The sequence below is a fragment of the Pantoea sp. A4 genome (assembly GCF_000295955.2).
In the GTDB taxonomy this organism is placed as follows: domain Bacteria; phylum Pseudomonadota; class Gammaproteobacteria; order Enterobacterales; family Enterobacteriaceae; genus Pantoea; species Pantoea multigeneris.
Genome location: NZ_ALXE01000019.1, coordinates 303,843 through 323,522, shown reverse-complemented (window position 1 = coordinate 323,522; position 19,680 = coordinate 303,843). Strand labels below are relative to the sequence as shown.

At 42.9% G+C, this 19,680-nt stretch carries 11 protein-coding genes and 3 pseudogenes; 6 read left to right on the top strand and 8 right to left on the bottom strand.

The features are described 5' to 3' along the window. Positions 1 to 330 precede the first annotated feature (330 nt). The 3 genes and pseudogenes from tnpC to B880_RS0106065 form a co-directional block, all read right to left on the bottom strand. A pseudogene (gene tnpC, locus B880_RS0106080) lies at positions 331 to 1,869 on the bottom strand (IS66 family transposase). 11 nt (positions 1,870 to 1,880) lie between these two features. Next, positions 1,881 to 2,246, bottom strand: a complete 366-nt coding sequence (gene tnpB, locus B880_RS0106070; protein ID WP_017346491.1) for an IS66 family insertion sequence element accessory protein TnpB — start codon at positions 2,244 to 2,246, stop codon at positions 1,881 to 1,883. After that, entirely contained in the window at positions 2,243 to 2,647 is a 405-nt protein-coding gene (locus B880_RS0106065; RefSeq protein WP_026042452.1) for a transposase, read from the bottom strand. The genes tnpB and B880_RS0106065 overlap by 4 nt, the downstream gene beginning before the upstream one ends. 183 nt (positions 2,648 to 2,830) lie before the next feature. Between B880_RS0106065 and B880_RS0106060 the strand changes: the two genes are divergently transcribed. From B880_RS0106060 to B880_RS0106040, 5 genes are all read left to right on the top strand, one after another. Next, the gene (locus B880_RS0106060; RefSeq protein ID WP_017346489.1) at positions 2,831 to 5,113 is read left to right on the top strand and encodes a hypothetical protein; all 2,283 of its coding nucleotides are present in this window, start codon (positions 2,831 to 2,833) and stop codon (positions 5,111 to 5,113) included. Positions 5,114 to 5,152: 39 nt separating this feature from the next. After that, positions 5,153 to 6,379 carry a hypothetical protein gene (locus B880_RS24775; RefSeq protein ID WP_051005680.1) on the top strand — a complete coding sequence of 409 codons (1,227 nt, stop codon included), beginning with the start codon at positions 5,153 to 5,155 and terminating at the stop codon, positions 6,377 to 6,379. Positions 6,380 to 7,007: 628 nt separating this feature from the next. Further along, positions 7,008 to 7,952 carry an ArdC family protein gene (locus tag B880_RS0106050; RefSeq protein ID WP_017346487.1) on the top strand — a complete coding sequence of 315 codons (945 nt, stop codon included), beginning with the start codon at positions 7,008 to 7,010 and terminating at the stop codon, positions 7,950 to 7,952. A 404-nt stretch (positions 7,953 to 8,356) separates the two neighbouring features. Next, on the top strand, positions 8,357 to 10,219 hold the full coding sequence (locus B880_RS0106045) for an SIR2 family NAD-dependent protein deacylase (RefSeq protein ID WP_026042451.1): 1,863 nt from the start codon (positions 8,357 to 8,359) through the stop codon (positions 10,217 to 10,219). After that, positions 10,216 to 11,673: an argonaute/piwi family protein gene (locus B880_RS0106040; RefSeq protein ID WP_017346485.1), complete on the top strand. Its 1,458-nt coding sequence runs from the start codon at positions 10,216 to 10,218 to the stop codon at positions 11,671 to 11,673. The genes B880_RS0106045 and B880_RS0106040 overlap by 4 nt, the downstream gene beginning before the upstream one ends. A 252-nt stretch (positions 11,674 to 11,925) precedes the next feature. Here B880_RS0106040 and B880_RS0106035 read toward each other — a convergent pair whose 3' ends face one another. Both B880_RS0106035 and B880_RS24770 read right to left on the bottom strand, forming a co-directional pair. Next, positions 11,926 to 12,981, bottom strand: coding sequence for a reverse transcriptase family protein (locus B880_RS0106035; protein ID WP_017346484.1), 1,056 nt, complete (start codon positions 12,979 to 12,981; stop codon positions 11,926 to 11,928). A 188-nt stretch (positions 12,982 to 13,169) separates the two neighbouring features. After that, positions 13,170 to 15,221, bottom strand: coding sequence for a retron Eco8 family effector endonuclease (locus B880_RS24770; RefSeq protein WP_017346483.1), 2,052 nt, complete (start codon positions 15,219 to 15,221; stop codon positions 13,170 to 13,172). 511 nt (positions 15,222 to 15,732) lie between these two features. On the opposite strand from B880_RS24770, the pseudogene B880_RS27315 reads away from it, so the two are divergent. Further along, positions 15,733 to 15,965 (top strand): annotated as a pseudogene (locus B880_RS27315) (zincin-like metallopeptidase domain-containing protein); the annotation flags it as partial. Between the two features lie 423 nt (positions 15,966 to 16,388). Here the strand turns inward: B880_RS27315 and B880_RS0106025 are convergent. From B880_RS0106025 to mobC, 3 genes and pseudogenes are all read right to left on the bottom strand, one after another. After that, positions 16,389 to 17,462 carry a hypothetical protein gene (locus tag B880_RS0106025; protein ID WP_017346482.1) on the bottom strand — a complete coding sequence of 358 codons (1,074 nt, stop codon included), beginning with the start codon at positions 17,460 to 17,462 and terminating at the stop codon, positions 16,389 to 16,391. A 367-nt stretch (positions 17,463 to 17,829) separates the two neighbouring features. Continuing rightward, positions 17,830 to 18,879 (bottom strand): annotated as a pseudogene (locus B880_RS24765) (DNA-methyltransferase). Continuing rightward, complete coding sequence (mobC, locus tag B880_RS0106005) at positions 18,872 to 19,675, bottom strand: MobC family replication-relaxation protein (RefSeq protein ID WP_026042450.1); 804 nt, start codon at positions 19,673 to 19,675, stop codon at positions 18,872 to 18,874. The pseudogene B880_RS24765 and the gene mobC overlap by 8 nt, the downstream one beginning before the upstream one ends. Positions 19,676 to 19,680 lie beyond the last annotated feature (5 nt).

The following is a 19,680-nucleotide window of genomic DNA, read 5'->3' as shown; positions in this document are numbered from 1 at the left end:
TAATTATTTGACACAGTCTGGCACTTTATGGCGGTACTGAACAAAGGGAAGAGATCAATGCGGCACACATCAAACTACAGTCATCAAGCTATGATAAGCGCTGTGAAACACAGGCTACTACGTGAGATGAAGGCGTGTTGGACTATCGAGATAATCACAATTCTCGAAATTATCGGCAAAAGACCTACCGAACACTGGTTACGTCAACTATTAAACCCATTACTTAGACATTACGTCAGAAATGACAATTTTCATTGACTACTACTAACAGCAGTTCTTGTTTGAGTAAACACTGTAAGCGTACGACCAGAACCGTATTGACGAAGCAGGTTATTCAGTTGGCAGGGCAATGCGCCATGGCAGTAGTTCGTTGACCCTATTAATCGGCCAGTCAGCGATGATGCCTAGCACCTGTTTGAGATAACGCTCTGGATCCACGCCATTCAGCCGGCATGTGCCGATCAGGCTGTACAGCAACGCACCACGCTCACCTCCATGATCGGAACCGAAGAACAGCCAGTTTTTTCGCCCCAGACTCACCAGCCGCAGCGCATTCTCGGCGATGTTGTTATCCGCCTCTGCCCAGCCATCTTCCACATAGTACATCAGGGCTGACCACTGGTTCAGTGCATACTCGAACGCTTTCGCCAGCTCTGAGTGTCGCGACAGCGTTTTCATCTTTTCCCGCAACCAGCTTTCCAGTGCCTTGAGCTCGGGTTTTGCTCTCAACTGGCGCTCGGTCAACCGTTGTTCGGCACACTGCCCGCGCACCTCTGCCTCGATACTGTACAACTGGCCGATACGCTTTAGCGCTCCTTCTGTGGTTGTTGATGGCGTTCGCACGTGTACGTCATGGATTTTGCGGCGGGCATGCGCCCAACAGGCGGCTTCCTTTATGCTGCCATCGCGATACAGCTCATTGAACCCGGCGTACGCATCCGCCTGCAATACGCCGCTGAAGTCAGCAAGGTGAGTTTGCGGATGGATGCCTTTCCTGTCAGGGCTGTAAGCGAACCAGATCGCGGCCGGCAGGGCAGAACCCGCGTTGCGGTCGTCACGAACGTAGGTCCACAGCCGCCCGGTTTTCGTCTTTTTATTCCCTGGTAACAGTACCGGCACCGGTGTATCCTCCGCATGCAGCTTGCCATCGCTCAGCACATAGCGTTGCAGCGCCTCTTCCAGCGGTGACAACAGCCGGCAACACGCATCCACCCAGCCCGACAGTACGGAGCGGCTCAGCTCTACGCCCTGACGCGCGTAGATTTCCGACTGACGATACAGCGGTGTGTGCTCCGCATACTTGGATGTCAACACTCTCGCCAGCAGTCCCGGTCCGGCGATACCGCGCTCTATGGGCCGTGACGGTGCCGCTGCCTGAACAATGCAGTCGCAGCGCCGACAGGTATGCTTCTCACGCACGGTGCGGATGACCCGGAAGGCGCTGCGCATCAGCTCCAACTGCTCTGCGGCATCTTCACCGAGGTAGCACAACGCACCGCCGCAGTCCGGGCAACAGGGTTCTGCTGGCAACAGGCGTTTTTCATCGCGGGGCAGTGATTCAGGGAAGGACTTACGGGTGCGGGGCTGGCGCAGCAGGCGTTGAACCGCTGGGTCATCCACCCGACCAGTGCGGGTATCGCTTTCCTGCTGGAGTGCCTTCAGGCTGGTTTCCATCTGCGCGATACGCCGAGATATCTATTCTGAGCGACTGCCAAAGTTTATACGACGGAGTTTGTCCAGCTGCGCCTGCAACTGGTCAATCTCTCGCTCACATTCATTGAGTTTTTCCTGTAAGGCCTGTATCAGCGCCTCCTGTTTGGCCAGGCGCTGTTTCAGCATAAGGATGTCGTTGGATGCATGCTTGTTCATGGCCCGGTAGATTATCGGGGTACGAATTTGTATAACATAGACAGAGAGTTAACCAACCGCTTTGGCTGTCGCCAGTCGATGCCCTCCATCAGCATCGCCAGTTGTGCCGGCGTCAGAAACACTTTGCCATCGCGGGCTGACGGCCAGGCGAAGCGGCCGCGCTCAAGCCGTTTTGTCAGCAGGCACAGACCATCGCAAGTGGCCCACAGCAGTTTGACCTGATTGCCACTGCGTCCCCGGAACATAAAAACGTGGCCAGACATCGGGTTATCTTTCAGCGTGGTCTGTACCTTGGCAGCGAGGCCATTGAAGCCGTTCCTCATGTCGGTAATACCGGCGACCAGCCAGATTCTAGTGCCAGCAGGGAGATGCATCATGGTGGTTCTCCGCCCATCATTTCCCGAAGCATAAGACTAATCAGCTCCACTGAGGGATTATGCAGCGTGATCTCACCCTGACGAAGTCGGGCATGACAGACACAGCCTTGCGGCTCAGCAGGTGTCGTGACGGGCGGTAAAACGGGCATTGACGAAGTAACCTGAACAGGTAACAGCACGGGAGATGCGGTTTTACGGTATTTGCCGCGCGGTCGTGATATGAGACCTTCGCGCTGCCAGATGCGCATCCATTTGAAGAGCAGATTGTTATTAACACCGTACTCACGGGCAATCGCGGCAACGCTGCTGCCTTCTTTGCTGGCTTCAAAGGCCATTTTGACCAATCTGAGTTTCAGTTCAGGAGAATAATGCTTACGGGAACGTCGTTCTTTAGCACTCACGGAGGTGTCCACCTGCAAAAATAAGTGGACGCTTAAATTACAGTACCTGATGAAGTAAACCAGACGGTGCTGAGTTGACCCTTACTAAACACTTACCTCACTCGCTTCTTGTAATCAATCCCTAGACATCCCCAACATGCACTTTAAAATAAGTATCTATTAAATCCGAAATTCTAAAAAACAATGCAATCAATCCAGTTCGACCTCCACAAACTTGGGTGGAAAGCTTTCGAGGATCTCGTATCATGTATCTTGAAAGAGACCCTTGGGCAGACATTTCAAGTATTCTCTGACGGCGTTGATGGCGGCCGCGATGGGGCTTTCTATGGCACTTGGGTTGGAACTGGTTTCGGCAATGACACCAGCAGTAGTTTTACTACTCAATGTAAACATTCCAGCAAACAGGATATGAAGCTTTCAAAGGGAGTTGTTAGTGATGAACTTCCTAAGATTGAGCGGCTTGTGAGTAAAGGGCTGGCCGATGTATACCTTCTATTCACTAATTGTTCAGTTTCCGCTGAAACAGCCGCCTTGATGGAAGAGGACATACGGAAAGCTGGTGCAAAGTTCGCAAGGATTTACGGGGCCGAATGGATAAACCACAGCATATCCTCACACCCAAGTCTTAGGCGTATGGTACCCCGAATATATGGTCTTGGTGATCTTTCCCAGATAATTACAAATCAGGCATTCCGGCAAGCAAAAAGTGTTCTCGATTCGATTGCTCCAGATCTTGCATGCTTCGTCCCTACAGAGGCATACCGACGTTGTGCACATGCTCTCAGGGATCACGGATTCGTGATGCTTATAGGTGAGCCTGCAAGTGGTAAGACTATGATAGCTAATTTGTTAGCGCTTTCAGCGGCTGATGAGTGGGGGTTGCAAACGCTGATTTTAAGTTCGCCGGAAGATTTGGATAGGCAATGGAACCCAGACGATCCAGGACAATTTTTTTGGGTTGACGATGCTTTTGGATCTAATCATTGCGACTTTAACCGAGTCCAGGAGTGGAATCAAAGGCTTCCTAAGTTGAAAGCTGCTATACATAAGGGAGCGCGAGTGGTTTTCACTTCGCGCAGCTATATCTTCCGTGCAGCCCAGAATCGCTTAAATACAAATAAATTCGAGTTATTCAACGATAGCCGAGTCACAATTGAAGTTGAGAAACTCTCCGATCCTGAAAAAGCCATGATCCTGTACAACCACCTGAAGCTTGGGAAACAGACTAAAGCATTTCGAAGGGCAATAAAGAGTTTTCTACCGTCAGTAGTATCAGTGCCCAAATTTCTTCCGGAAATTGCCAGGAGATTCGCCAATCCGCAGTTCACAAATAAGCTTGTGCCTAACGAAGTTAGGGTCGTTGATTTTTTCTCAAATCCCACGGGGATCATGGCAGACATTATTGGTGGGCTTGCACCCGCTGAAAGAGCGGCCTTAGCCCTCGTATTTGCTAATGGAGGGGAACTACCAATCCCACTTCGGTTAGAAAACCCTCAGACAACCAATATCATCACGTCCATGCAATCAAATCTTGGCGACGTAAAAGCTGCATTGTCAGCATTAGATGATTCACTCATCAGAATTAGCAAAACACAAGACGAACACTACTGGAAATTCCGCCATCCAACCATTCGCGATGCTTTCGCAACTGATGTTTCCAGTAATCCAGAACTCATCGATATCTACCTTTCCGGAGTCACAAAGGAAAGATTAATCGAGGAAATCAGTTGTGGGAATATGGGTATTGAGGGGATAAAACTGGTCGTGCCACCCAGTATGTTCAACAGCGTTCTGGACATCATCGATCCTAGTGGCAACAGAGCCTCCATCACTAAGCCAATACTCTCATTTTTAGCAAGCAGGTGTTCATCTGAATTCTTGGGGCTTTATTTCAAGAGCGACAAAACAAAGGCTAATTTGCTTGATTTAATCAACTCTGCGAGACGATACGATAATAGCCTTACAATATTGGGTAGGCTGAATGAAAATGGTCTACTCGGTGATGATCTCAGAATAAAAGTACTTGACAGGCTGAGCGTTCTTGCCGCAATAAACTATTCAGATTGTTTCATTGATGCTGACTTTGTCGGAGTTTTACTCTCGCAAGAAGAGAATGCAGTCAGGCTTTCAGTCCAAAAAATCAGGTTTTACTCTAACATGAATGAAATAATCCAAGATATAGAGGATTCTTGGGGTACAGATGATGATGTAGACGAAGCATTCTACGATGTCACACGCCTTTTGGAGCGATTTCGTGACGAGAACAATGAACTTTACTGTGCGGAATTTTATGATGAAGATGAATGGCAAAAATCTGAACAATTCATCCGTGAAATCGAAACTAAGAAAGATAGGTTGAAGCAGAAGCAATCCGAGGCTGTGGATTACGAAGAATTAGAAACAGAAGAAGCCCAGAGTACAAATTTTTCTTCAGGGCGGAGTATTTTCGATGATGTTGATGAGTAAAATACTTAGCAGTATTGTTAATAATGATTGAGGCCTAAAATGGATTGGGAAATATTCAAACTCTCTCTTGCACAGCGAGACCTTTCGGGGCTTGATTCAGAATTCACATTATCAACAAAGCGTTTAGTTTCACTTTTTAAAGCAGATGGGGCACATCTTAATAAATGGTGGGTTATGACCCCGGTAGAGTGGATTTGCCCCTGCTGCAGAAGGAAAAAATCAGAAATAGTGAGGCTGAATAAAAATAATTTTTTAAGCTGTCAACTACATGAACATCATGACCATATGAAAGAGGTCGTAAAGTCCCTCTTTGAGGAATTCTCAACAAAGAAAAAAATCATTGTTGCGGATGCTCTCTCTGAACGATTTGCCATAAAGACAGCATTTTCTTTATCAGCCTATGACAATACGGTAATATGTTCTGACTGTAATAAAGCCGATGCTGATGCTAAGCGCTTAGTTAAATGCCATCGTTTTTTTTCATTTTCACCAACGGAGATATCGGAATTTATTCATGTTGCCAGTAATCGCGAACATAAAATAAATTTTGAGGCTGCCAAAAAAGTGTGGGAGAGGGTAGAGCCTGTATTTAATATTCGCATGGATATGGCTAGGAAATTTGCAACTATAGCTGCCGAAAAACAAGACTGGTACCAGCCATCAGAAAAAACTGCTAAACAGACAGAAACTTTAGCCAGGCATTTTTTTAGGGTTAATGGATTGTTAGAGTTTGATCAGTATTGGCCTGAAAGTTTACTGTATAACACTGAGGTTTTTAAAGGAACAACCAACTCTTGGAGGATGAAAAAAAGGTCTGTCGCTAAACGTGAGCCAACATTAAATGAGATTTCTCACCTTTCCTCTACCAGGGGTAAATATTGGAATAGATATGATGAGCGATGGGTGTGCCCTTGTTGTAAACGAATTAAAATTGAGTGTGTCAGAGCTTCGAAGAAAAACCCTTGGGTACTTGAAATAAAGAAGGTTCCTCTATTCAACTCTGAGAAAAAAGCAGTGGATTATGAGAGTTCGCCAATGTGTGCAGATTGTATCGACTCAGTAATACACTTAGGGCGTGAGGCTTTAATCTTAGCTGGTTCAGATGCAGTTTTTCCAAGCTCGGTTATCACATTACAGGAGTTGTCTTCTATAATCTTACCTCGGCCATACTCCAGACATGCTTTAAGGAATGATTTAATAGATAATATGTTGCCATCGATTATTGAGAGATGCTCTATGTTTTTTGGATATCCAAAAAACAGTTGAAATTAAACTGGCGATTCTATTTCGATAATGGCTGGGAATGGATGGTTTTTATAAAAAACATCATTAAAACTTAAAAAGTAAAATAGAAGCTGGAATTGTAAAAGAAGTTTCTCCTTACTCAGGGTTGAAATAAATTACATGTTTTTCATTCATATTCAATAAGGAGCTGAAACTTCAGGTAATTACTTCTCGATGAAACTAAGGATTTAAAATCGGCCTAGAGCATATTGATTATTAAATTATAGGGTTGGTTTTTTTTAAAAAATACTATTCATACATTTGCTATAGCTGCTACATGTAGCAGACCCTGTAAGAGTTAACACCCCTGCTTTTTATTTTCCTTTTAGACCTTATCCTCAAGTCAATCAAGCCACTACAGATCTCTAGCCTTAACCTCTTTCACCACTGCAAACCAAGGGGCGCTACGCCCGCCTATGCAGGGGCAGTTTTTTCTCCCCCAGTGATTTCCGTTCCCGTATCAGCTTCCGGCTAATCGTTTCCCAACACAACCCGTCCCGCAAGGGTAAATGGCACGCATGCTGCGCCCTTGCGTGCCGGAGCGATGCCGGGAAAGCGAACCGTCAGGCGATACGAAGACGAAAATCACACCACTGACGGAGAAAAAACCATGACGATTTCCCTGCATACCCAGACTAGCGCCCCTAACACCGCAGCGGCGACCAGCGTATCCCCGCTGGAGCAGTCAGGCTCCTCAAAAACGAAATTTTCTCAAACCAGAACAGATATTTATCAGACCGTCACCGACAACATCATTACAGCGCTTGAAGCCGGTGTAAAACCCTGGTCCTGCCCATGGCAACGAGTACCAGGCATGTCTGGGTTGCCTTCCAACTTCGCAACCGGTATCTCGTATAGCGGAATGAATATCATGTTGTTGTGGTGCAGTGCGTCAGAACAGGGCTTCGGTGATTCACGTTGGATGACCTACAAACAGGCGCAGGCAGTTGGTGGGCAGGTTCGCAAAGGCGAGCACGGCACGACAGCCATTTTCTATACAACCTTAGAGAAGGAAAACGAAGACGGCGAAATCGACCAGATCCCTATGCTGAAAACCTTCAATGTGTTCAATCTTGAACAAATTGATGGCCTTCCGCTGACAACTGAAACAGTCAGCCCAGAAGCAACCTTTGACACGTTGCCGGAGGCTGAAAATCTGTTCCAGAATAGCGGCGCAAACATCATTGAGAAAGGACAAAACGCCTTTTTCAGACCGTCTACCGATGAAGTCTGGTTGCCGGAGCGTAGTCTTTTCGCTGATGCCGCCAATTTCTACGCTACTGGCCTGCATGAGCTGGTACACTGGAGCGGCGCAAAAAGCCGTCTGAACCGTGAGATGAAAGGGAAGTTTGGCAGTGAAGGTTATGCGTTTGAAGAATTGATCGCCGAGCTGGGAGGTGCGTTCCTGATGGCGGATCTGGGGATTGTCGGAGAGGTTCAGCATGAAAGCTATATCGCTTCCTGGCTGAAAGCACTGAAGAACGATAAACGCTATATCTTCAAAGCCGCCAGCGCAGCATCGAAAGCGCATCGTTATCTGATGGATAAACTCTGAGGCCAGAGCTGGATAACCGCAAGGGAATGCGGTTATAAGGTTTTAACGGCAGCGTTGCGAGGCACAGATTGAGGCTGGACGCAGCATAGCGAGTATTGAACAGTACGCCCCGCGCATTGGAAAACAATGTGGAAAACAATATTGTCAATGCTAATCATACTATACTGACATGTGTTAAATCTGGTGCACTTACTTCATTGGGTCAAATTAACTTTGATGTCGGGCAATGGCAATGGCAGCTGATACTAATTTTAAAGCATGTTAACCCGCCGGGAGTATGTCATTTGGATAAGGCTTGAAATATAAGCCATTACGTACTAATTGAGGTAACATGTAACAGATTCTAAGCAAAGTTGAATCTGCAATCGTTGGAAATCATTTAATTACCTGACGAGGATATTTTGTTGATTAAGATATTCACAGGACCACAGTTTGCAAATACCTTCTGCTTGAGGCCTGAACAATTTTCCTGGTTTCTCGGTGCTGGGGCTTCGGCGTCTGCAGGTATTCCAACCGGTTACTCAATGATTTTAGACTTCAAAAAACGTTTGTTCTGTCAGTTGACCAAAATCAGCTTACGTGAAGTAGATTCCAATGATCCGTTGTGGCAACAGAGAATTGATATGTTCTTCAGTAAGCGTTCGGAATTACCTGCGCCAAACGATCCCACTGAATATGCAAAAGCCTTCGAGGCTGTGTACCCGACAGCGGAAGGTCGCCGTATCTATATAGAAAAGGCGGTCACGATGGGTACGCCATCGTATGCTCACCGAGCGCTCGCCTCGCTACTGACTACTCGTCGTATTCCATGTGTCTTTACAACCAATTTTGACCAATTGGTCGAAATAGCAACCACATTGACTGATCAGTTAGTTCCAACTACTGAGCGTGCGAACCTAACAACTGCTGCAATTGATAATGCAGAACGTGCAGAACGTTGTTTACGCGAATCAAACTGGCCATTTCTGGCTAAACTGCATGGTGATTTCCAGTCGGTTGAGTTGAAGAATACAACAGATGAACTAAGAGAGCAGGATGTTCGAATGCGTCGTGTTTTTGGCACTGTCTGCGCTCGTTTTGGATTAGTGATTGTGGGCTATAGTGGCCGAGACGAATCGATTATGGCAGTACTAAATGAGGTATTAGAACAACCAAATGCCTTTCCTGGAGGTATCTACTGGGTTACCCCTTCTGCCCATTCCGTTCTACCTGCTGTTAGCGAATTACTTGAAAAAGCTATTCAGAAAGGAGTAACGGCAGCGATTGTCGAATCTCCTACGTTCGATGAGTTAGCCGGATATATCATCGATGAAATAAGTTTGCCGCCATCTTTATTTCAGCATGTTCAGATGGTTCGTGCGGCTCAGGTTTTAGCAGAGATACCACTTCCTGTACAGGAACAACGCAACTTCCCTGTGTTGCAATGCTCTGCACTACCAATCCTCGCTATGCCGCAGCAAGCCCGTCGTATTGAAATCAATACTGCTATAACGACTGTTCGTGCTCGAGAACTGATTCGCGACGCGAAAATAAAGGCTATTGTAGCTAGTATTGGTAGCGAAATTGTCGCCTTTGGTCACGATGCAGAACTACTTAGCGCATTCTCATCAGTTGGAGCACGGCTTGCAGGCACCGTCGATCTTCAACCCGAAAATGACAGTTGGGCTTTGGGCCTGCTGTACGATGCTTTGGTTTGGGCTATTAGCAGAGGTAGGCCGTTGTTACCGCGTTTGCGGCGTAGAGGTCATGCAATTATAGTGGCAAATGGCTCTTCCAGAGACAAACCAGAACATGTTGCATCGCGTAAAAAGAAGTTATCTTCTCTTCGACAAGCATATTCAGCACCACTGACAGGGAAAGTGGATGGGTACGGCTATCCGTTCAACGAAGGAGTGCAGATTCGATTAGATTATATGGCAGAGCGTTGGTGGTGTGTATTCGAACCTTTTACTTGCGTTGAATTACCTCGCCTAGAGCGTGGTGGAGAATCTAGCCCTGGTGACAACATTTCATCATTTGTCCATGGGGCAAATCACTCAATCGATTGGCAAAGGGAACGGTGGGCTGGTCGACGAAATAAGGAATGGTCACGCATTATTGCTGGATGGGCACAATTTTTGCCTGGAAGTAACGGTGGCCTCATTAAAGCTATCGGTTTTAAAGACGATTCTGGATCAAGTTTGGACGCAGAATTTCAGCTGTCTTCCATTACAGCATGGGGGCGGCCAAGCCATGAGCATGATTATTTCCAACGGAGCGGGCGATGAATATGCGGTATGATACGTCGAAACTTCCACCTTTTTCTTTATTAGAAGAACCTCTCCTTACTTTTAATCCAGAAGATACGTTACTAGACGTGAACCCCTTGCGGGGGATTGTTCAAAACGGTGCTTACAGCAGTTCAATTTTTCCAACCTACACTCCAGAACTTAGGATAGCGACGATAGGGCCTGTTAGTGGATGGAAAAACCTGCGTAATTTGGTTGATACGTTGCGATCAAACCACGCTCCAACTGATCGAAAGCAGTATGTGCCAGGATTTCGTGGCTTTGAAAACACATTTAATATTCCGCTGGTCGCAGCTAAAATTAGTGAAGCACACATCAAATTACCGGATGACCTTGGATCTTTAGGGGCGGAAGGGCCACCACATATCCGTCTATTAAATGCGTTGCGGACAGGAATACAATGCCTAGCATTAGCACGCGATCACTTTGATGTTGTATTAGTGCATCTTCCAGATGATTGGCAGAGCGCATTTCGTGCTCCCGGTTTTGATGTACACGATACACTTAAGGCAATTGGTGCGGGCTATAGTATTCCGACTCAGGTTATCAATGACCGAGTATTTTCGTTTGGGTATAAAGCATCGCTAGCGTGGCGTTTGTCAATTGCACTTTATGTAAAGGCTGGAGGAATACCCTGGAAGTTAGCGCCATTAGAAGGCGTGCCAGAAAACACTGCGTATATCGGATTAGCCTATGCACTGAGGGGTAACCCAAAAGATGCTCGTTATGTGACTTGTTGCTCGCAGGTTTTTGATGCCGATGGAGGCGGTATGCAGTTTGTTGCTTTCGAAGCTCGGGATCCTGTCAGGGACATTGAAGATGTGCGTCGAAACCCCTTCCTTAGCCGAAATGACATGAGGGCTGTGCTAGCTCGGAGCTTGGCGCTTTATCAAAGCCGTAATGGTGGTTTGCTTCCCCGTCGTTTGGTCATTCATAAGACAACATCATTTAAATCAGAAGAATTGGACGGAGCCTTGGACGCGCTTTCCGCTATTCGTGAAGTTGAGTGTGTGGAAGTATCTAGTAATTCTGGATGGCGTGGTGTGTGGTTACAAGAAAACCTGAATCCAGCATCTCAAAAAAGAAGCGAGCCTGATGGTTATCCTGTACCAAGAGGCACTATTCTACAGCGTTCGGGAAATGCGGCTTTAGTTTGGGTTGCAGGAAATGCTCCCCGTGCCGCATCTCGTGGTGACTATTACCAGGGGGGTAAAAGTATTCCGCGTCCACTCAATATTGTAAGGTATGCTGGTTTGGGTCCAATTGAATTGACTGCATTTGAAGCTCTTGCTTTGACAAAAATGGACTGGAATAACGATGCCTTGTATGACCCCGTTCCTGTTACTATTCGGTATTCCCAACGTTTGGCAAAAACCATCGCTAACGTCCCTACGTTACCAGGAAATGCATATGCTTATCGATTGTTTATGTAGATTAATGGTTGTCTAGGATGACTAAATCAAAACCTGCATATAGGTCTGAGGATGCTAATTGTGTACCCACGCGACTTAGTTCTTCGTTGAAGAATGAAGAGTTTTTAGAGTTGGCTAGCTGGAACGAACAAGGTTTAACTTGGTCCTGCGGTTCAATTCGAGTCGGGGCTTGAGCTTGATATACTGATGCTACTAAGCGGAGCGCCAGTATGTTTTTGTTTTTAAATACATAAAATCCATAGTGGCTTCTTATTAGTTTCTGTATTCGTTCAGTATTTTGTCCAAGTCTGATATGATTAAATTATATTTAATTATGGATTTTTGATCTAGAACATTATGTTCGGAATCAAATTTTAAAATAGAAATAAAATAAGCCCTATAGCCTGATAGTTTGTTCAAAATGATATTTTTACAATATGTCTCGAAGTATTTGTCGGTATTAGCATTGTGATAACGGAGGTTCTTAACATTTAGCCCGTAATATTTGCACGCTATAGCTGAAAATCTTTCTTTTTTTAAGATAATCAAACGAATTGTTTTTTTTAACTTCATCGTTTTTTCATTTGAAACTCGAAGAGTATTTGTTGTTCCATCAATAACATAGCCGTTTAACGATATATGCCCAGATGTTATAACTGTTTTTGATTCATTCAAAGTCAACCCTATATGGGAAATAATTCTATTAACGGAGTTTTTTATTTCCCCATTGAAAAGTGATAGCTTATACTTTGAAGAAAAAAGCATATCATCGGCATATCTTGTATAGATGACATTGTGCTCTTTGCAGATTTTCTCAATTTGTATATCTATAGGCCTTAAAACTAGATTAGAAATAATCGGGGAGCAGGGGAATCCAATTGGGAGGATTTTTTTACCTATGAAATATTGGTTTTTTGAATTGGCTGGCACTTCATAAGTTAATTTTTTTAAAATTAAATCTATTAATCTAACATTGGAATCTTTATCTAACTTATCAACAAAGTACGGCTTTAGTTTCTTTGAAATATCATCAGCAGAGATTGAGTGAAAGAATTTTTTTATATCTAATCGAGAGAAGTGTTTTGAATCCAGATGAGGCGAAAGAAAATCAAAATATGATTTTCCTTTTACAAAACCGTATGAAGAACGGCTTACAGGGATATATTTAGATATCAGGATTTCAATTTTTTTGTGATATCTGGCTGTTTCTTCTGATTCTAGATGATAAAAAAAATCTTTTTTAATCTTCATCTCTCTCACTAACTGAACGTCATCGTTAGTAAGAAAGGCTCTCAGATCATCTGAGAGCGCTATCTTAGTTATTTTCATGTTTAATCCGGTACAAAAACAAACATTCACGTGTGACACATAATGCGCGAATATCAAAGTAATCACACTGGTATGTGGAGACTGTTCTAACCAAGCTTAAGCATAAAATTTTACTAATGATATAAAATCTACACTGTCGCAAAGAAAGATGGTAGGTTTCCCTACATTGCACAAGGCAATCTCTATTACTACCGAATGTAAACATTTCTAATGATACCATCGATTTCTGGGAAATGTCTAGTGAATTCATGCAAAAGCTCTGAGTCGGAAGCACATCTCCTTCTTAGTGTTTCAATAGCAAATGTTAAAAAAGAAGTGACCCAACCGCTCGTCTTCTTTCTGGAGCTGAGTTGCAAGTTATTTACAATGAAATCTTTAATTCTCTTTGCTCTTTGATACTTATTTATATTTATCTGTGTATCAGGCTTGCCGTTCATTATCACTCTTAAATAATGAATTAACATATCTTCATTAATGATATTTCTTCCTTTTATCTTGTCCAAAAGCGTATAAATATCACACCCTTCTATTTCGAATAACCACCTATAAAATAATTCCTTGGATTCAATATTAATCAAAGCGCCTTCTGTTGTATTAAATAGAATATTGACATTTCTGCCTTTGACGTACTGACGAATTAAGCTTTGTAATGTCTGAAATGATGATCTTTCTTTAAAATCGACAAAGTTACTTCGTATACGAAAAAATCGATCATGATAGTTGTTTATTTTATCAATTAGCTCAACCATTTTTTTGTGTTCGAGACTATATCCTTTTTTATAGTACAGTCTATCTGTTGAAAGAGCTTGTTGACTGAAATTCATGATGCTACTGGTATTCTTCAATTCGATCTGTAATTGATTAAATTTATTTGTTTTTTTAAATGAGAATGCTTTGTCAATATCATATACAAACAGATAAGGAATTGACGCATTCGTGCATGACGGGTTAATGGTTTCGGATATTACATTATCAGCGCATTGGTAAACATCTATATATTGCAGTACAGGATATAACTTTTGAAGATCTTCATTGGCAAAAAGTTCTTCTTCAGTTGCACCTTCTACGAATAAAATAAAATTGCTAAAAAAAAGGCGTGCTTCATTATCACTAAATTTGGTTAGGAACTGATTGTTTTCGTATGTCGATTTTAATTTGAAAACTTTGGATGAGCCATCAAAGTTATTCATGTTATAAATGGATTGTTTATCTTTAAATTTTCTAATTGTTTCTTTTACTATGTTAGGAGAGTGAGTGGATAAAATTATTTTGGGCAAGGGAGTGTTTACAGGTCGATTATTAGTATTTTTTTTTGATTTTTGAACCGTTGCATGAAGATTATTTATTAGCTGCTCGCTTTTTTTAGGGTGTAAACCAACCTCTGGTTCATCAATGAATATTATTGGTGAAATATATTCTCTTCTTGTAAGAGTTATTAATAATTTTAAAGCAGTATCGATGTAATTGAATGAATTAGTGCCATCAGATTGCTTGATAGTAAGCGAGCCTGAACTATAAAAGGTATCTCCTGGAAGACTTGCTTTTATTAAACTCAGAAGTTTTTCTTTGTGTGTGTATTTTTTAATGTTTATGGAATTTTCAATCAGCGCTATAAACTGACTAAATTCATCACTTCCTTGGGTTATTTGTTCATCGTAAAAATCTCTTATCATATTGTGGCTAATTCCAGATAGCTTAAAAGATTTTATTTTTATGATTAACTCCCAGAGTTTATCCCAGTCATGAAGATTTAAGTGCCTTGCATCAACCTCAAAAAAAGGGAATAAATAGTTAATTATGCTTCTGCGTTCACTTTCTTTTTCGGACCATTCTATCGAGCCGTTTTTATTGACAATCAATTTTAACTTATACTCCTCACCTACATCATAGGTTTTGCTTGAATTGTCATCATTAAGTAATTCTCTAAAGATATCAAAAAAAGAATTGTAGATATGGTTGAAAAACTTATTTTTCTTTCCTGTTGAAGATAATACTATTCTTCTTATTCTGCTCAAATCGTAAGTAATCTCGATTTCCCCTTGCATACCATAATTAGAAAAAAGCTCAGGTGGTAACTCTCTCTTGTTTTCTAGTTGACTATAAAAAAAACTAATGACCTTTAATAGATTAGACTTCCCTACATTATTACGCCCGATTATACAAGTTAAATCCTTTATGTCTTTAATCTCAATGATATCGAATGATAAAATATTTTTAATGGAAATTGATTTGATAGACATGATTCTACCCATGTGAAATAAACTAATATACATCATTCTTTAACGTATTTAAATGTTTTTTTATTTGAAGTTTGATTATGTCTCAATAATTCTAGGTTATCTATGTGTTTCTATTTTTACTAATGAATTTCTCTTTGATTTGGTTCCGATAAATATGTGATAAAAACGTCAGTACGTAATGCATGGATTTTTCTATCATACTTACTGGCTATTAGTATTGTTGAGATTTAAATATCTATTTTAGATGAAAGAACTGATGTTCACGGTACCGCATTATTATAAATATTTACACAGAGCAAGCAGCAAAATTAATAAATTGAAAACGATGGTCTGTTAGGGGGGGACGTTTCCTGAGAAACATTTATCAAAGCGAAATCCCAACTGAGGAAGTCTGGCTGCTGGAGCATTACATTTTCTGGTGCGGCCAATTTCTACGCCATCAGAATGCATGAACTAGAGTACTAGAGTACTAGAGTACTAGAGTACTAGAGCACTAGAGTGGTGGTAAAACCGTCTGAATCGCGGAATGAAAGGAATATTTGGTAGAGAAGATTACGCTTTTCAGGAGTTAATCGCCGAGATTTAAAGCGCATTCATGATGGAGGATCAGGGAATTGTCGGAGAGGTCCAACACGAAAGCTATATTATTTACTAGCTGACAACACTGAAAACGACAAATGCTATATTTTCAAACCTGCCAATGCTGCATTAAAAGCGTATCTTTATTTGATGAAAAAAGCTTAAGGGTAGGGGGAAGAAGCCATAAAGGAATGTGGTTTTAACTTTATAGAACAGCGGGGAGAGTAACGGTGGCTTCAGGGATGTATAATTCCCCTGCGAATTTTCATGGCATTGAGTGTCATGAAAATTCGCAGGTTGCGGGGCGGGCGGCAAAGAGCCCGCTGATCCTTTGAGATGTATTGACTCAAACTTGATCTAGTTGTGTTCTGTGTTAGAACTCAATTAAACATGATAGCCAAGTAGGAGCGAGAAGCGGATCTATCGAGACTCAAGGTGATGCACCACATCATTTTAATTCTGGACCAGTTACTGGGGAATGCTCCTTCATTCCCAGCAGTAAGACCATGTTGGGTAGCTCAATTACTTTAATAATCTATAGCGCCACGAAAAGCAGCATCATTATATATGAGAGTGACGCCCCTTTTTTTAGAAAGTGTGATTGTTTATAAGATCACAAACAACTAAGAACAACAAGTCAGATGAGAATTTTAAGGTTGTTGATTCCTTATTAAATGGGATGAATCTAAATGAATGATCCGCTTGCTCACCGTGTAATATTTTGTTCCTTAAGTAATACATATAACAGTTACATAGTACATCAACTAATTCAATGTTTTTTTTAGTTGCGTTACCTAGTCTTGAAGCTATTACTGCTGATGAATGTGTTCGTAATGCTTGTGCTGTCCAGAAATTTCTTTTGAAATCAATTGTCTCACTTGCTATTTCAATCAATCGTAAATCATGATATTTTGTGAGGAAGTCAGAGAATTCTTGTTCTCTTCTACTTATCTTCATCCTTGTTATGAATTTGTTTTCTAGCATAGCATGCCATCGAGTAGCATCTATTATATCAGTTTTGGTTAAACTACTGACATGTGTTGTGGAAAGCGGGTAATCCGTAGGAGTGTTTATCATTAAACTCCCCATTTCTTCAAGGCATTCCCATTCCTGACTTTTAGCGCTTCGCACTCTATAAATTGAATTGTATGATTTCCAAAGCTTCTCGAATATATCGTTCTCATCATCGCTACAGAGTGAGCGAATCAAAGTGGTTGTAGCGTATAAGTGTTTAATGCCTTCATTTGTGGATTTGAATATAATTTGCAATTGTGTTTTATCAATCTTCTGAAGAACTGTCGCACTCCTTTTTGGCTGCAAGTTTCTTAATTCACCTTGAGTATAAGTCTTTACAGGACTGTTTTTTTTATCGTAGCAAACTATTGATTGTATTTCAGGGATGACTCCATTTGTTATTGAATAATATACATATGACTTAATAAATTGAAAATAAATCTCACTCTTGTTGTTTTTAAACACATCATCAAAGTTTGGGTTTTGAGAACGGGTTCCTGATATTGTTATTTTGTTTGATGAGATTATCAGTTCATCGGTGTGGCTTCTAGAGAATTTATATTGAAGAGTGTGATGCTCATCTTGTATGTTAAGAGCGCCACTAAGTGTTGCAATTATTTTAAATGCATTTCGTGTTGCGTTACCCATTTTATCTTCTTTCCTTATTTAAGTCACTTGTAGTCCTAACCAATCAGAATTTTTTATACATCCCCTTGATATAGCATATACTAGCAAATTAAAGATTCTGTGTTATATAAGCACATTAGTAAACATTGATAAACTTGTCTACGCAATTTGCAATATGGTCCGCAACTGACCAGTTGTTGAGCCCGAACCTGCTGATAAATGTAGTTGCGTGCAATTGGCCAATCATGCCTTATAACTAATGCACAACCTTATCGATAAGGTCCTATTATGGCAGCAAAGCTGCCACTCAGATTAGGTTATGGCCCTGAGGCATAAAAATGTTAGCTCAAATCTGAGCTACACACTCTTAGATGCATTTTACCCGACTTCAATTATCAATGTGTCTTCCTGCATCGTCAGAACGAGCCGTGGTACTACGCGCTGCTGCAATACGCCTGCGAGCAATATTCACATAATCCACTTCGCGCTCAATACCGATGAAACAGAAACCTTCCATCACCGCGGCTTTGCCGGTGCTTCCACTTCCCATAAAGGGATCAAGTACAGTGCCGCCCGGTGGAGTAATAAGGCGGCAAAGGTAACGCATCAGCTCCGTGGGCTTTACACATGGATGATTGTTACCATCACCACGGTCCTTTCTGCTGGCTTTCGCACAATAAAAGAACCGACTGACGCTGCTAATTTCTGTCTGCTGAGAGGTATCAGGGAACATAGCAAGTACTGTATCACTGCCATCATGGATAAGATTGGCTGGCCAGCGACCATCAGGGCTTCCTTGTCTGGCGATACCGCCATCACCTTTACTTCTTCCGCGCCACATATGGTTGGGTTCAGATCCACCCGGTCCATTTGGATAATCATAGGGTGATTCCCCTTTTACCAGAGGGATCCTGCATTCGCTGATGTTCAGAGCGCCGGTGCCATGCGCGCACAGATTCGATCCTATAGACCCCCTGAATGGCTTACGGGCAAGGGTAATTGGCTCCAGTGCGGGCTTTAACGCATAGTGAGATTTAGGAAAACCCGAACCGTATACCCAACCCAGCATTCCGTCATGTCCAAATGCCGCGTCCAGCAATTTGAGCTGGTCCGGAGACAAACTTTCAATTAGGGCATGAGCAGCATTATTGGTCTAATAGAGAAATACAATCATGTCACGTATTTCAAAGCCCGCATCCTCAATACGTGCTGCCATCCGGTGCTGAGTACGGGATCCCGCGAAGGACAGCAGATGACCACCGGGTTTGAGTACGCGCAGACATTCTTCCCAGATGGCTTGTGAAGGAACATCATAGTCCCATGCCTTACCCATGAATTTAATACCATAGGGCGGGTCGGTCACGATGCTGTCCACCGAGTTGCCCGGAATATTGCGCAGTACGTCAAGGCATTCGCCATGGCTCAGAACGTCATGCATGGTATTCCCTCCCGTCATCTCCATGAGCTGATGAAGAAGGGGCTTCCTGCTTATAACTGATACTCCCTTCCAGTTCATCAATTGTGCGGAACAGAAACATCTCGCGGTGCTTCGCATCAAACGGAACGGGAACACTGTTTCTCATCACCGTCCTGATGCTGCCAAACAGCCTGACCAGTGATTCTTTCGTTTTATCATCCGGCATAACATACATCGCATAGTGCCAGCGTCCGGCGTCGCTGGCGGCAAGATGACTGTTAATAATGCTGATGTAACGGGAGCGGGTTTTCATTGAGCGCTCTGTTTCCACCGCAACGATGGCACCGCTGCTTAAGGTAATAATGCCGTCCGGTCGGTGGCGGACACCTGGGTACCGCGCCATAAACTCTCCCCGGTCGCCGTTAAGCCAGCCTGTGCCGCCTTTTTCCTCCAAGGCGATCCTGACCCGCTGGTTTAACAGGCGATGCTCCAGCGTCCAGTGTCTGAGTTTGCCCGGCTCAAAATAGGCAGGGAAAACCTTGTCATTAGCGCTGACCACCATCGCTAGTCCCTGCATGGTGATCCCCCACAATGATTTTTTTCCGGTCAATATCGGGTATTCATGTTTATTCAGGAAGCCCATCGCAACCGCTTTATTAAGCAGGTTATACATCGCATGGTTATGTTTTCCTTTATAGCCGACAACTTTTTTTAAGGTCTGGAAATCAGAGAACGTTTCTTCCTTGAGAAAATACAGTAAGGCCCGCATTCTCCGTTTTGCGGCTTCATTTCTTTCAGCAACGTTATGAACAAGCATTGATA